Genomic DNA, 14064 nt, shown 5'->3' with positions numbered 1-14064 from the left:
TCGTCAATGTCCGAGGCTTTTGCTTTGTACCTGAACTCCGTGTCCTGCGCAACGCTCTGGTCCTTAATAGGCTCGATGACAGGATAATCATTTACATTCTTCACTGTCAGTTTGAAGCGCGTGCTGTCCTTGCAACCCCGCGGGTCGGAGACTGTGATGTTGACGGTGTAGTTCCCGACGTCGTCATTTGTCGGTGTGAAGTTGATTTCGGCGCTCTGGGGACCGCGCGGGGTAAGGTTGAAGAGGGGGCAGTCCTCACTCCAGTTGAGCCTGTCTCCGTCGGCGTCCTCTGCGAAGATGAGCAGCTTGAAGTTCTTCCCCTGGCTCGCGACCTGGTCCATTATCGGGCTCAGGACTGGGTAGCGGTTTACGTATACACTCTTCGATGCAAGCGGGCTGCCGGCGACGAGAAGCCAGAATCTGTGGCTACCCCCGGTGGCAACCCAGTCCACCCTGACAATAGTGTCCCCAGAGAGGTTCAGAGTGACTTCGTCCGAGAAAACGAAAGGGCCGCTCTCCGGGTCAGGCCCGTCGCGAATTGCGAGCGGAATGCTCAGTGCCGCGCCAGAGGGGTTCCCGAAGACCGCGGTGAACGTCAGCTCCTCCCCCTCATCGAGAGATTCGGTGCTGAGGGTAAAAGATTTGAAAAGTATCTGAAGCTCTTCCCCTCCAACCGAGACTGTTGGTTCCGGAGAGGTATATTTACGTATCCGGATGTTGTCCACGTACATCGAGTTTAGTTCGACCTGGTATCCCATATAGCCGGCCTGATTCACATGGGCATAATTTCTCTCTCCATTGCCGGTGTCCTTGACCTCCAGACTGTGTGTGTTTTCAAAGACCTTTATTATATAGTGATTATAATTGGTCACGCTGCTCATGGATACGACAGACTCCCAGCTCTCGCTTCCTGATACCGACCTCAGCAGATGGAAGCCCCGGCCGTAGCTACTCCGGCTCTCTACCCTCACCCACCACCTGTCGGTGGAGGGAAGGGTCGTGCTCTGGGCCCTGTAGATGAAGTTCGCTAGAGTGCTGTCGTCGGAGACGCGCCAGTCCATCTCCGCGGCGAAATTCTTTATGGTGGCGTCGCTGGGCAGCTTAAGCCTCATGGTCTTTCTAGCCCAGTTGGAGCCCCCCGCGCCCGTCGCCTTGAGTACTCGGCTCCCCCCGTCTTGTACAATCTCCCATGTGCCATCAATCAGTTCCCATCTTGTGGTATCAAGTTGCCCGCTCTCAAAATCCTCGAAGAAGAGGTAAGTGCTCGAGGCCTTCGAGGCGGAGGCCGCGGAGGCGTTTCCGTAGTACATGTGGATGATGATGCTGGAGCTGGCGGGAATCTCGTCCACCCTTACCCACACGCTCGCTCTAGAGCCGTCCATCTTTTCTTCTATCCAGTACGGAAGCTCGACGCTCTGGCCAGAGGATGATTTGTAGTGCACGAAGCGCAGGTCGGAGAAATCGGTATTCATGTGGCTGTCGTACGTGACCTTTACCAGAACCTGATACTCGGTGAGCGCCCCGCCACCCGTGTTGCTGATTGTGACTGGCCTGCGATAGAGCCAGCCGGGGTTCCACCAAGGGGTGTACTCTCGTGCCCGGCCGCCCTCGCCGGCACTGGGTGCGATTCCCGAATCTATGCCAGGGGCGGTCGCAGTGGCATTGAGGCCGCCAGCCTGTCCTCCCGTAAAAAGGGAAAACAGAACCACAAACGCAATGAGCTGTTTTTTAATATCGTTCATTTTTATCAGCTCCAGGATATAGATGATTGGGAGGGAGATATTATAATTATGGTATGAAGATTAATAGTTTAAGTACTTCCTTGGCCTCGCCCTCATAAATCCCCCACACGGTTAGTAAACACGATGGGTCAATTGGACCTGTGGGGATTTCCATGCGGGCACAACGAACGGCTCGCATACGCTCCCGTTCGTTGAGGATTCGGAGGATGGGTCCTCTCGCAGAACCGGACCCATCCTTCTCTCAAATCCCCACCTTGGTTAATTTGTGCAATTGGGTAATATGGACCGGTGGGGATTTGAACCCCAGGCCTCCACTATGCCAAAGTGGCGATCTTCCAGCTGATCTACCGGCCCGCTTCACGTCCGCTCCCGTCGGCGCCCGGCTGTTATGGATGTGGGATATGTGTTCTGGTATAAGAAATAAATGGCTATATCGGGGCGCGCCGGTGCCTCCTAAGGAACCTTTTTTAGGTGATATGCTTCGGCAGTTTCTTAGGGCCTCTCGAGGGTGTAGTAGAGCTTGATCTCCGGTATCTCCTCGAAGATGCGGGGTACGAGTTTGAGCTCCATACCTATTTTCAGCTCCCGGACATCAATCCCGCTCACCCACGCCAGAACGCGTCCGCCCTCGGGCAGGTCCGCCAGCCCGATTGTGTAGGGCGCGATGTCCTCGAAGCCGGTGGGCGCGGCGCTGATTTGCGTGAAGGTGACCAGCCTCGCCTTGCCGCTGTACGGGACGAACTCGAACTCCGGGGACATGCACTCCGCGCAGTCCGCCCTCGGGGGGAAGGTGACGGCCCCGCAGCCCCTGCAGCGCGTGCCCATTATTCTGCCCTCCTTCAGGTGCTGCGCAAACTCGCTAACCTTTGTGTACGGAACGAAATTGATTTTCCCGAACCACTTGAACAAGCCCTCACCTCCTCCATATGTGGACAAAGCAGTACTGCCCTATGCCGCCGACATTGTGCGTCAGGCCGATGTCCGCGCCCGGGACCTGCCTCTTCTCTGCGTGGCCCCGCAGCTGTTTTACGATCTCCACCGTCATCGAGACGCCCGTTGTCCCTATCGGGTGGCCCTTGGCCTTCAGGCCGCCGTCGACGTTGACAGGGTGGGCGCCTCCGATGTAGGACTGCTTCTCCTCTATGAACTTTCCACCCTTTCCCTCCTCACAGAAGCCCAGGTCCTCGTATGCCATTATCTCGGCTATGGTGAAGCAGTCGTGAACGTCCGCCACCTTTATGTCCCTTGGCCCAACGCCCGCCTGTTTGTAGGCCTGTCTCGCAGCCTCCCTGGCGCTCGGGAGGCTCCAATGGTTGGGCCTTCGGAGAACGGACATCGATGTCGTTGCGCAGCCCAGACCCTCGAGCCAGACGGGCTCGTCTGTGAACTCCCGGGCCCTCTCTTCAGAGGCAAGAATCACGCAGGCGGCGCCATCGGCGTTGGCGCAGCAGTCGAAGATTCCGAAGGGATAGGCCACTGGGTCGGACTCGAGACACTTCTCCAGCGTCACGGGCTTCTGGAACATCGCGTATTTATTCATCGAGCCGTAGTAATGGTTCTTCACCGCCACAGCGGCCATCTGCTCTCTGGTCGTGCCCCACCGGTGCATGTGGGCGTTAGCGAACATCGCGTAGTAGCCCGGAAAAGTGGTTCCGAATATCGACTCCCACTGGACCTCTCCCACACGCCCCATCAGCGCCAGAATCTCGGGCGTGGTGAGCTCGGTCATTTTCTGCGCGCCTATGACCGCGACCACACTATGCATCCCGGATTTTATCGCCATATAAGCGGTCCGAATCGCCGCGCTGCCGGAGGCGCAGGCGCACTCCGTAAGCCAAATCGCTTTCGGATTGAGTCCGAGATATTCTGCGATCACACCCCCGAGGGACCTCTGCTTGTGGTACTCCGGGACGGAACCCAGAACAGCGGCCTCGATGTCCTTTCTCTCAAGGTTTCGCGCGTCTCGCAGTGCCTCTCTGAACGCCTCGAACGCCAGTTCTTGCACGTTCGCGTCGCTCCTCCTCCCGAAGACCCCGTGACCGATTCCGACCGCCGCGACCCTCATCTCCTTCACCTCAGATGTACTGCCCGCCGTCGACCTTGATGACCTCCCCGGTGATGTGCCTCGCCTTCTCCGTGCAGAGAAACACAACCACGTTTGCGACGTCCTCGGGTGTTGCTATTCTGCCTAGTACTGTCTCGTCTATCGCTTTCTCGAGGAACTCCGGAGGAATCTTCTTTGCCATCTCTGTCATCACCATGCCCGGCGCGACGCAATTCACGTTCACGTTGAACTTACCGAGTTCCTTAGCGAGGGCCTTCGTCATCGCTATCTCGCCGCCCTTCGAAGCCGAGTAGTTGGTCTGACCGAACTTGCCCCGGAGGCCGTTTATCGAGGTCACGTTGACTATTTTACCATACCTCTGGTCCTTAAATATTCCAGCGACGGCGCGGTTGTAGTTGAAATAGCCCTTCAGGTTCGTGTTGATGACCGTGTCCCACTGCTCCTCCGTCATTTTCCATATCACGCTATCCCAGTTGATGCCGGCATTACAGACGAGAATGTGGATGCTGCCCCACTCCTTCAGCACGGTCTGGACCATATTCTCCGCTTCTTTGAACGAGGTGACGTCTGCCTTTATCGCCAGACCCTTCCTGCCCATCGCCTCCAGCTCTCTCACGACCTCTTTTGCCTCGGCATCATGCCTCCTGTAGTTCAGCGCCACGTTCGCCCCCTCCCGCCCCAGCGCGAGGCATATTGCCCGGCCTATTCCCATGCTTCCACCGGTCACTATTGCATTCTTCCCTTCGAGTTCCATTTCAACAGGCCTCCCGGAGACTTCAACGAACTATCTGTCTTTCCAGATGGGCTTCCTTTTCTCGAGAAAAGCGGCGAGCCCCTCGCTCGCGTCCTCTGTCGCCATAAGTTTCTCCAGATACAGCTCCTCGATGACGGGCATCGCTTCAGAGTAGGTCTGGCCCAGGGCGCTGCGCATCGCTCGCTTGGCCATCGCGAGAACTGCGGAGCTACTCGCGGTTAGCTTCGAAATGAATGCCTCGCTCTCTGCTGCGAAGCTCTCGTCCGGGAACACGCGGTTCACGAGCCCCATCGCCTTCATCTCCGCCGCGGAGTATGTGTCTCCGGTCAAAAGAATGTCGGCGGCATGTTTGTAGGCCGTGGTGTTCGGGAGGAGGTAGGCCGCGAGAGGGGGAAAAACACCGACCTTTATCTCTGGCTGGCCGAACCTCGCCCTCTCGGACGCGAGAACGATATCGCAGTAGAGCGCGAGCTCGCACCCGCCGCCCAGGCAGGCACCCTGAACGAGCGCCACCGTGGGTGTATCGATTTTGTTCAGATTCTCGAATATAGTGTGGAATACCTTGATCATCTCCCTGACCTTGTCCTTCGTGTGCTCTCCGACGTCCACGCCCGTCGAGAAGTACTTCCCCTCGGCAGATATCACCAGCGCCCTCAGGCCTTCGCTTTTCTGGACACTGACGAGAGCGTCATTGAGCTCCATCATCATCTCGATGTTCAGGATGTTGTTGGGGGGCCTTCTGAGCACCAATCTAGCCACGTGGTCGGAGACTCCGAAGGATATGTGCTTGTAGTCCAAGGCGGCCACCTCACTCCATGACGACGATGGACCGTATCAGGGATGGGTCCCCGCTCTCGAGCTTTTTAAAGCCTTCGTTGATTTCGTCTAGCCTGTACTTGTGCGTCACGAGCTCCTTGACTCTGAGCTTCCCGGACCTCGCTAGCTCGATGATTCTCGGGTAGTCCTGAAGGCCGCAGCCCAGCGAACCCTTTACCTCAATCTCGCAGAACATGATTCTGCCCGCGTTGAGCTTCACGTCCTCGTGCGTGTAGCCCACGACCACAACTCTGCCCCCCCACCTGACCGCTCTGAATGCCTCCTCTATAGTGGGCGGGTTGCCTATGACCTCGAACGCGATGTCCGCCCCACCACCCGTGAGCTTCTTCACCGCCTTCGAGAGGCTCTCCACCTTTTTCGCGTTAATGACGTCGCTGGCCCCTAGCTTCCTCGCCTGCTCCAGCTTCTCGTCATAGATGTCGACCGCGATGACGCTCGCACCGACGAGCGAGGCCATCTGGACCAGAGAGAGGCCCACTCCCCCGCACCCGATGACCAGGACCCTCTCGCCCGGCAGGACCCTGCCCCTGTTGACGACGGCGTGATACGGTGTCGAGATGGCGTCGGAGATGATGCAGCCCTCTTGAAGCGGAATCGGCTCGGGCAGGTGGAATATGTCCGAGGCCGGGACTGAAATGAACTCGGCGAAGCCACCGTCCCTGTGGTTCCCCACCATGGTCTGCCTCTCGCAAATGGTCCCGCGCCCCGTCCTGCAGTAGTGGCAGGTGCCGCAGGCGAAAACCGGCGGAATGAGGACCCGGTCGCCCTTTTTGAACTCCGTCACCGCGGAGCCCGTCTCCGCCACCGTTCCGGATATCTCGTGGCCCAGTATTATCGGGGGTTTCTTCGCGGTCGGCAGGCCATGTAGGTAGTGCAGGTCAGTTCTGCACAAGCCGCAGGCCGCGACCCTAACCAGAACATCACGAATACCGTACTCCGGAACAGGGACCCTTTCGATTTTCATCGGCTGGCCCTTCTCCCTGAAAACCGCGGCTCTCATCTCAGCCAGTGTCTCCCCTCCCATTGGCTCCGGACGCTAATCGCCGGCTGGTTTAAAAGGTTTTGCAGGAGGCGACGACGTCCCGCGCCGCGCGCTGCACCCAGCGAGCGAGGCGAACACTCCACCGAAGCATAGGGCGGAGAAGACCGCGAAGCCTGTTCTGACCGCGCTCAGAAGGGCCGGGTGCCGCTCCGGGAGAATCTCAACCTTGCCAACACATGTCGCGATGATTAGCATGGCGATTCCCATGCTGAGCATCTGACCCACCAGCCTCATCGTTCCGAGTGTGCTCGAGGCCACTCCATAATGCCTCCTTTCGACAGAGCCCATGACCGCGTTCGTGTTGGGTGAGGAGAAGAGCGCCAGGCCTGTCCCGATGACGATGAGACCGGTGGCGATGAATTCCGGCCTCGTTCCTTCGCTCAGTAGGGTGAAGGGCAAGAGTCCGCCCGCGGTCACTGCCATACCGGCTGAGGCGATGATGCGGGGCTCGATTCTGTCGGAGAGCCTTCCGGCCAGCGGTGAGAGGGCGGCCATCGTGACCGGCTGGGCCATTAGAACCAACCCCGCGCTCCGGGGGTCGAGACCGCCGATGTACTGTAGATAGAGACTGAGGAGGAAGGTCACGGCGAAGGTGGCGCTGTAGTTGATAAGCGCGGCCAGGTTGGAGAGGAGGAAGACCGGGTTTCTTACGAAAAGCCGTATGTCCAGCACGGGGCTCTTGCTTCTGAACTCCAGAAGCGCGAAGGCCGCGACGCCCAGCGCGCCGAGCAGAACCAGCCCCGCGCCGGAGGGCCCGGGGAGGGCGGAGAGGCCGCACATCAGGGCCGTGATACCGAGACCGTAGAAGACTGAGCCGGGGACATCGAGCCCCTCTCCCCGCGCCTCGGCCCACTCGCCCTCAACCCTCAACACCACGACAGGGATGACGAGCAAGCCGGGGAGCACGCTCGCCAGAAAAACGCTCCTCCACCCGAGGCTCTGGGTCAGGATGCCCCCCAATAAAGGGCCGAGGGAGAGACCGAGATAGACAGAGGCAACGTTTATCCCTAGCGCCCTTCCCCTCTCGCCCGGAGGATAGACCGATGTAACGATGGCCACGGACGTGCCGAATATCATCGCGCCCCCGAGGCCCTGCACGACCCGGAAAGAGATCAAGAGCGCGGCCGAGCTGGAGATAGCGGAGAGTAGAGAGGAGGCTGTGAAGATCACCACGCCCCAGCGGAAAAACCTCTTCCTTCCGTAAATGTCCGCCGCCCTACCGAAAGGCACCAAGAAAACCGCCGCGGAGAGTAAGTAGGAGGTCGCAACCCAGCCCAGCGCGACGGCGTCCATCGAGAACTCCCCTCCGATCGCGGGCAGGGCGATATTCACCGACGAGCCCATGAATGGCGTGAGGAAGGAGGCAAGGGTGGCGGCGAACAGCACCGCGGTCTTTTCAGCTTCCGGGGTCTCCCTCAAATTCCTCAACATCCTCTGTTCGTTTTCGCTTTAAAGACCACCACCAAGCACCGGTATCGGGGCCGGCCCCAGCGACTAGACCCAAGAAACGCAGCAGATCCTCCCGCGCACCAGGCCCCTATATCCCCGGTCCTATATCCCAGAGGACTAACCGCCACGCTCCTCGGGCCCATTTTCCCCCGCCCGCGGCTCCCTTGTGTATATGGTCTTCAGGCTTCCTTTCGCACCCCTCAGGCACGCCTCGCAGAGCTCCTCAGCCTCCGGCTCCTCGAGCCTCACCTCGAGCCCGAGCTCCCTGTACATCTCCACCATCTCGCTCAGCCGCGGTTCGTCGTAGGTGCTCCTCCTCACCCAGCCCTCCCGCGCGAGCTCGGCCTCCCTTTTACCCATCTTCCCGCGCTCAGACATCACAGCCACCCTCCTCCTTTCTTCCCTCCCCCCGACCTTACCCTCTCCGCCGCCCTTCGCCGGGTTCCAGCATCAGGCCCCCAGTGGTTGAAGAGCGGGGGCTCATGGGCCCGACCCGGCTCGCTGGGACGGGAGCACGGGCCGCTTTAGTATAGCTCGTCCTCTTCCCCTCCGCCTGGCATCCTCCCGTGCTGCTGGATATATTGCTGGAGGAGCTCGCTCTCCTTCTTCGTGTACATCTTATCCTCTTCGAAATGGAAGAATCTGGCCCTCCCTCCGGCTGCCAGCTGCTCCCTGAGAGCGGCCCTGATGTTCTGCACACCCGCGATTCTCAGAGTCTCCTTTTTCTCATCGAGCAATACGTAGACCCCCTCGCTCTCGGGCGCCTTCTCGATATTCTCTGCTATGAACTCGAGCCACCTCTCCGGGGGTTGCGGGTTCCTGCGAATCAGAAGCCTCAAATCGCACTGAAGGCAGCGCCGGGCTTCGGCCATCGCCTCTCCGGGCTCCAGTGGGAGCTCCACGGGCTCCCTATCCATGGCGGGCCCGCCCTTCCTGTCCCTCCTGCGCCTCGCCCTCACCCTCCTAAGCGTCGCAAAGCCCTCTACCCTCCCGATTCTCTGCTCTGGGGCTACCCATTTCCGGAGGGTGATGTCCACGTTTCCGTCGCCGCCGAGGTACCTGTCGATTGCAGACGCCGCCCTCCTGCCCGAGGCCACGGCCTCGACCACGGAGCCCGGCTGCTTCACGATATCTCCGGCCGCGAAGACGCCGGGCCTAGTCGTCATCTGAGAGGCGTCGACCACCACAGCTGACTTCCGGGTCTCTATCCCGAGCTCCGGAGGAATGAAGCGCAGGTCCGCGTCCTGCCCAACCGCGAATATGACAGTGTCGGCCTCGATGGATGTTTTTACAGAATCATCAAATGCAGGATTAAACCGCCCCTGCTCGTCGAAGACGCGCGTGCAGCGCCGGAGCTCGACGCCCGCCACGCACTCACCACCTCCCCTACCTCCCCCGGCCCCAGCCTCACCTCCCTCCGAGACATTGCCCGCCCCCATCGCTTCGGCTCGCCCCCCCCTCCTCCCTAGAATTCTCAGCGGGCCCCAGGAGGGCAGAATCTCAACACCCTCGTCGAGTGCCTCCTCGAGCTCCCAGGGCGAGGCGGGCATCTCCTCCCTAGATTCAAGACAGGCCATCACGACCTCCTCTGCGCCTGAGCGCAGGGCCGCGCGGGCGACATCCACCGCTACGTTCCCGCCGCCGATCACAACCGTCCTGCTTCCGACATGGGGCGCTGTGCCGGCGTTGTAGGCCCTCAGGAAGTCCAGCCCCCAGAGGACCCCGTCGAGCCCCGCGCCCTCGACCTCGATTCTCCGGCTGCGCGGGAGGCCAGGAGCGAGCAGGACCGCGTCGAAGCTCTTCACGAGGTCCTCGAGGGACACCGCGGTCCCGACCTCGATGCCCGTTTTGATCAAGAGGTCGCCCGCTAGCTCTGAGAGGTCAGCCTCGAGGGCCTCACGCGGCAGCCTGAACGGCGGAATTCCCCACGCGAGCACGCCGCCGGGCCTCTCCTCCCTCTCGAGCACGACGACGGAGTGGCCCTTGAGTGAGAGGAGAAAGGCGGCGGAGAGCCCCGCGGGCCCTGAGCCCACGACCGCAACACTCTTCCCCGTCTCCGGAGAGCGGTTGAGACCCTCCCTCCACGCTCTGTCACCCCTCAGCGCGGCGTGTCTCTTCAGCTCCCGAATCGACACGGGCTCATCCACCTTCCCCCTCCGGCACCTCGACTCGCAGGGCCTGAGGCATATATGGCCCAGAACGAGGGGCAGGAGCACCCTCTCCCTGATGACACGAATCGCCTCCTCCGGTCTCCCGCTCGCGAGGAGTCTGACGTACTCCGGTACGTCAGCGCCGAGGGGGCATGTGGAGCGGCAGGGGACGAGCGCCGCCTCCCGCTCACCCTCGGTATATGCATCTTTGTCCATCAGGGCGCCCGTGGGACAGACCTCGACGCACGCGCCGCAGAAGCGGCAATCGGACTCTCGGAGACTTGGAGCGCGCGTCGTGCCCACGACCCTCTCACCGTTTTTGAACACAAATCCGAGCGCCCCGACGCCCCTGACTTCGGCGCAGGCCCTGACGCACCTCGCGCAGTTGATGCAGAGGTTGTAGTCGCGAATAAAGAGGGGGTCGTCCTTCAGTATGGGGAGGCCACGCGGCACGTACTTTGGCGTGCTCGGCGGGACGCCGATGAAGTTCGCTACTCTCTGCAGCTCGCATTTCCCAAACTTCGGGCAGCACCTCTCCGCCATGGGTACGCTAGAGGAGCAAGGCTCGCGGACGCAGCCCTCCTGCTGGGCACAGGTCAGGCAGGCGTGGGGGTGGTTCGCAAGAATGCGCGCGAGATTCTTCTGCCTCTCCTCCCTGACCGCCGGCGTGTCGGTCCGCACCTCCATGCCCTCCTCCACGGGGGTCGTACAGGATGTGACTATTCCCCTCCCCGCGACCTCGACTAGGCAGAGCTTGCAGCCCTTCACTTCGGTAGGAGGGACGTCCCCCTCGATTCTCTCGTCTCCCCTAAATATGAATGGAGAAGGCTTCGCGAGCTCGAGCGAGGAGAGGTCGGGATGGGAGCAGATTCCGGGTATGTAGACCCCGGCCTCGCGCGCAACCTGCAGAATCGTTTGACCCCTCACAGCCTCAAGGGCCTTTCCATCAATGCTTAGCCTGAGCCTATCCCTGGTACCCTCCGCCATATCCGCACCCCTGACGCTCGCGGGCGTCCTGCGCAATTTCCCACCACCTATATTAAAAATTGGATGGGATACGCATGAGCGCTAGCTCCTACGCCTTGCTCTCCCCCGAGCTCAGCCGAATATTTCCAAAACAGTTCTGCCGAGCTCGGTTATCGAGAGCTCCCGCCCCTTGCCTCGGACCCATTGGTTCCTAAGCCACGGCTCGAGAAAGTTCCTGCGGTACCTCATTATAGCGCTTTGCGTCACCCTCCCTCTCTGGTCGAAAACGGCCGACATCAAGCCTTCCCTTTCCAGCCTTCGGACGATGTTGGAGGCGCTCAATATCGCCCTCTGGCGGAGCATTTTGTCTAGGACCCCCAGCCCTGCCACATGCTCCCGCTTCGGGGCCCTGATCTCGAACTCAGGAAGGGGAGTAGGGTCGTACACGGCCCTAGCGAGGCCGACAAGCTTTCCATCGACACAATACACACTCATATCCCTGACCGTATATTCCTTCACCCCCACGCTGAATGGAATCGCCCCCTCCATTCCACAGGCGACGAGCGCAGCGGCCCCATAAACATTTGGCCCGGCGCTGATGTTAACATAAACATGATTCCCGGCACCCTTCTCTCTCCGGATTATTTGCAGAAGGACCCTGAGAACATCCCTGAAGCTATTAACGTTCACCTCCACTCGCTCGCACTCTCGTACGAGAGGCTTTAGCTGGGACTCGACTTCCCTAAGAAAGTCGGTATAGGGCGGCTTCCGTGCATAATGAATAAGATAGACCCGGTCGGCTCGGTAGAACTCGATGGGTTTAACAACCATAACAGTCTCAAATGTAACACAAGAGACTACGATCCTAAGATTCGAAAGCCCCGGCATATACACAACTCCATAACGTTTGTAACGTATTATTTGTTATTTATTTTTTCCGCATTTCTACCTAACCATGATACGGTGCAGCGGTATAGCCGCAACTGATGAGTTGGGTTGGGAAGCAAATGATGGTATTTCGCTGGGGGGAGACTAGTGGTGAAGACCTGCATCGAGCGCTGTCTCTGCGGAATTCTGGACTCACTTGGGCTGGCCGGAAAGTACCTGACCAACCAGCGCGTTCGAGGGTACGAGGTCGATGTCCTTTTTCCGGAGTACAAAATAATAATGGAGGCCGACGGGGAGCCCTACCACCAAGGCGAGGCGATGCGCAGGGACCGAATTCGGGACCAGGAGCTCTTCGCCTTGGGCTACAGGGTGATTCGCTTCTGGGGCACGGATCTGGTGAGAGCGCCATGGAGGGTCCGCCGGAAGCTCGTGGTCAGGCTCTGCGGCGGTCCGCTTAGGCTCCGGGGTCTCACTAAGAGCGAGAGAATTCTCCTGGCCGATGTCATGAGAAGGAGGGGGGTACGCGATGCCTGAACTGAAGGTAGAGGTCCATGAAGACTTGCTGGAGACCATCGTCGAGGTCTGGAGGATGACCAGGCACCATATGTCCCCAGAGGCCCTGAAGCAGCTAGGGTGGGAGAGGCTCTCTGCCTTCGCGGGCGACCTGCTCGTGCTCGGGTTCGAGGTCGCCTCTGAGGACCCTAGGCAGTTTATCCTACAGATGCGCGAGCGGAAGTCACCGATATTCAAGCCGGTCGATTCGACCGATGGCCGCCGGAGAGAGCTCGAGGAGGTGATGAGGGCATATGTGTAGGAGGGGCACAGCCCAGCCTGAAAGGATAGTGAGATATATTCCCGAATCGATTGATGATTGCGGGAGCAAGGGGGGTGACGTGGTTGGCGGTCTACTCACACACCAGACTCGAGACCTTTGAGAACTGCCCCCTGCAGTACAAGCTAGCCTACATAGACCGCATAGAGGTCGAGGAAGAGGGCATCGAGGCCTACATGGGCACGAAGGTCCACAGCGCGCTCGAGAAGCTCTATGTGGACCTCCAGAGGTCAAAACTCAACACGCTGGAGGAGCTCCTGGAGTTTTACAGGAGGGAGTGGGAGAGGGACTGGCACGACGGCATTGTGATTGCCAGAAAGGGCTACACACCGCAGAACTACTTCGACACGGGCAGGAGGTGCATCGAGCGATACTATAGCCGCTTCAGGCCCTTCGACCAGGGCACGCCGGTGGGAATCGAAAGGACCTTCTCTTTCACGCTCGGGCCCCACACCGTCAGGGGCGTTATTGATAGAATCGATAGAATGCCCGATGGCTCATACGAGATTCACGACTACAAGACTTCTAGTTTCCTGCCGACCCAGGCGCAGATTGATGAGGACCGCCAGCTCGCGCTCTACCAGCTCGGGGTCCAGAGGATGTGGAGCGACGCGACCAATGTGAAGCTAGTGTGGCACTTCCTCCAGTTCGGGGAGGAGCTGGTCTCAACCAGGACACCCGAGCAGCTTGAGGCGCTGGAGGCGGAGTGCGCTGCGCTCATTGAAAGGATTGAAGGCGAGCGCGAGTTTAAGCCGAGGCCCGGCCCGCTCTGCGACTGGTGCCCCTACTGGTCCTACTGCCCCGAGAAAAGGCACTTGGTCAAAATCGCGGAGCTGGAGCCCCCGGACGCGGCCCGCGAGGAGGGCTTCGAGCTGGTGAACCGGTACGCGGCTCTCAAGGCGCGAGAGAGGGAGCTGGCCGAGGAGCTCGAAGGTGTGAGGCAGAGGCTGATAGACTACGCTAGGCGCGAGGGAGTGACGAGGGTGCGCGGGAGCTCGGCCGTGGCGTCCGTAAATGTTCGCATGGTCCCGGCACTCCCGAGCCGGTCCTCGGAAGAGGAGGAGTACGATAGAGTTGCGGAGGTGGTCAGGGGCGCGGGGCTCTGGGACCAGTTCTCCGTTCTCGACAGCCACGCCCTTCTGAGAGCGCTCGAGGAGGGCGCGCTGGACAGAAGGGTGGCGAGGACGCTGGCGCCCTTCGTCAGGAGGACAGAGAGACCGGAGGTTAGGCTGGGGAGGCTGAGGGAGGAGGAGTGAGGGACGTGAGGGCGTGAAAATGGGACCGTTTTCCAGGTTTCGGAGAGGTGAGGAGAGCGGCCTCGCCCTCACCCAGCCGCCGG

Annotated in this window: 13 protein-coding genes and 1 tRNA gene; 3 read left to right on the top strand and 11 right to left on the bottom strand. The window is 60.1% G+C overall.

The genetic code is table 11. The features are described 5' to 3' along the window. The 11 genes from QW379_06515 to QW379_06465 form a co-directional block, all read right to left on the bottom strand. Window positions 1-1742, bottom strand: a 1742-nt coding sequence (locus QW379_06515) for a DUF2341 domain-containing protein (GenBank protein ID MEM2870054.1), incomplete at its 3' end; no start/stop codon positions are given. A gap of 281 nt (window positions 1743-2023) precedes the next feature. Further along, window positions 2024-2096 (bottom strand) — tRNA-Ala (locus tag QW379_06510). Between the two features lie 138 nt (window positions 2097-2234). Then, window positions 2235-2651: a Zn-ribbon domain-containing OB-fold protein gene (locus tag QW379_06505; GenBank protein ID MEM2870053.1), complete on the bottom strand. Its 417-nt coding sequence runs from the start codon at window positions 2649-2651 to the stop codon at window positions 2235-2237. Between the two features lie 4 nt (window positions 2652-2655). Further along, window positions 2656-3807, bottom strand: a complete 1152-nt coding sequence (locus QW379_06500) for a thiolase domain-containing protein (GenBank protein ID MEM2870052.1) — start codon at window positions 3805-3807, stop codon at window positions 2656-2658. Window positions 3808-3817: 10 nt separating this feature from the next. Next, window positions 3818-4561, bottom strand: a complete 744-nt coding sequence (locus QW379_06495) for a 3-oxoacyl-ACP reductase family protein (protein MEM2870051.1) — start codon at window positions 4559-4561, stop codon at window positions 3818-3820. 30 nt (window positions 4562-4591) lie between these two features. Further along, window positions 4592-5359, bottom strand: coding sequence for an enoyl-CoA hydratase/isomerase family protein (locus QW379_06490; protein MEM2870050.1), 768 nt, complete (start codon window positions 5357-5359; stop codon window positions 4592-4594). A gap of 10 nt (window positions 5360-5369) precedes the next feature. Beyond that, window positions 5370-6422, bottom strand: a complete 1053-nt coding sequence (locus tag QW379_06485) for a zinc-binding dehydrogenase (GenBank protein ID MEM2870049.1) — start codon at window positions 6420-6422, stop codon at window positions 5370-5372. A 12-nt stretch (window positions 6423-6434) separates the two neighbouring features. Further along, on the bottom strand, window positions 6435-7859 hold the full coding sequence (locus QW379_06480) for an MFS transporter (GenBank protein ID MEM2870048.1): 1425 nt from the start codon (window positions 7857-7859) through the stop codon (window positions 6435-6437). A gap of 147 nt (window positions 7860-8006) precedes the next feature. Then, entirely contained in the window at window positions 8007-8267 is a 261-nt protein-coding gene (locus tag QW379_06475) for a hypothetical protein (GenBank protein ID MEM2870047.1), read from the bottom strand. Window positions 8268-8413: 146 nt separating this feature from the next. Then, the gene (locus QW379_06470) at window positions 8414-11026 is read right to left on the bottom strand and encodes an FAD-dependent oxidoreductase (protein MEM2870046.1); all 2613 of its coding nucleotides are present in this window, start codon (window positions 11024-11026) and stop codon (window positions 8414-8416) included. A gap of 111 nt (window positions 11027-11137) precedes the next feature. After that, window positions 11138-11893: a DUF6293 family protein gene (locus QW379_06465; protein MEM2870045.1), complete on the bottom strand. Its 756-nt coding sequence runs from the start codon at window positions 11891-11893 to the stop codon at window positions 11138-11140. A gap of 147 nt (window positions 11894-12040) precedes the next feature. Between QW379_06465 and QW379_06460 the strand changes: the two genes are divergently transcribed. The 3 genes from QW379_06460 (at window position 12041) to QW379_06450 (ending at window position 13981) form a co-directional block, all read left to right on the top strand. Further along, window positions 12041-12427, top strand: a complete 387-nt coding sequence (locus tag QW379_06460) for a DUF559 domain-containing protein (GenBank protein ID MEM2870044.1) — start codon at window positions 12041-12043, stop codon at window positions 12425-12427. Continuing rightward, window positions 12420-12707 carry a hypothetical protein gene (locus tag QW379_06455; protein ID MEM2870043.1) on the top strand — a complete coding sequence of 96 codons (288 nt, stop codon included), beginning with the start codon at window positions 12420-12422 and terminating at the stop codon, window positions 12705-12707. The genes QW379_06460 and QW379_06455 overlap by 8 nt, the downstream gene beginning before the upstream one ends. Before the next feature lie 83 nt (window positions 12708-12790). After that, entirely contained in the window at window positions 12791-13981 is a 1191-nt protein-coding gene (locus tag QW379_06450; GenBank protein MEM2870042.1) for a PD-(D/E)XK nuclease family protein, read from the top strand. Window positions 13982-14064: the final 83 nt, after the last annotated feature.

This window comes from Thermoplasmata archaeon, from assembly GCA_038851035.1.
In the GTDB taxonomy this organism is placed as follows: Archaea; Thermoplasmatota; DTKX01; order VGTL01; family VGTL01; genus JAWCLH01.
Note: the sequence above shows the minus strand (reverse complement) of the source record. Positions and strands in the feature narration are given on the sequence as shown.

What these genes read in the sequence shown, in the direction of transcription:
- QW379_06500 (MEM2870052.1), bottom strand. Translation starts at nt 3,807, where the DNA reads ATGAGGGTCGCGGCGGTCGGAATCGGTCACGGGGTCTTCGGGAGGAGG.
- QW379_06495 (MEM2870051.1), bottom strand. Translation starts at nt 4,561, where the DNA reads ATGGAACTCGAAGGGAAGAATGCAATAGTGACCGGTGGAAGCATGGGA.
- QW379_06485 (MEM2870049.1), bottom strand. Translation starts at nt 6,422, where the DNA reads ATGGGAGGGGAGACACTGGCTGAGATGAGAGCCGCGGTTTTCAGGGAG.
- QW379_06475 (MEM2870047.1), bottom strand. Translation starts at nt 8,267, where the DNA reads ATGTCTGAGCGCGGGAAGATGGGTAAAAGGGAGGCCGAGCTCGCGCGG.
- QW379_06470 (MEM2870046.1), bottom strand. Translation starts at nt 11,026, where the DNA reads ATGGCGGAGGGTACCAGGGATAGGCTCAGGCTAAGCATTGATGGAAAG.
- QW379_06465 (MEM2870045.1), bottom strand. Translation starts at nt 11,893, where the DNA reads ATGCCGGGGCTTTCGAATCTTAGGATCGTAGTCTCTTGTGTTACATTT.
- QW379_06455 (MEM2870043.1), top strand. Translation starts at nt 12,420, where the DNA reads ATGCCTGAACTGAAGGTAGAGGTCCATGAAGACTTGCTGGAGACCATC.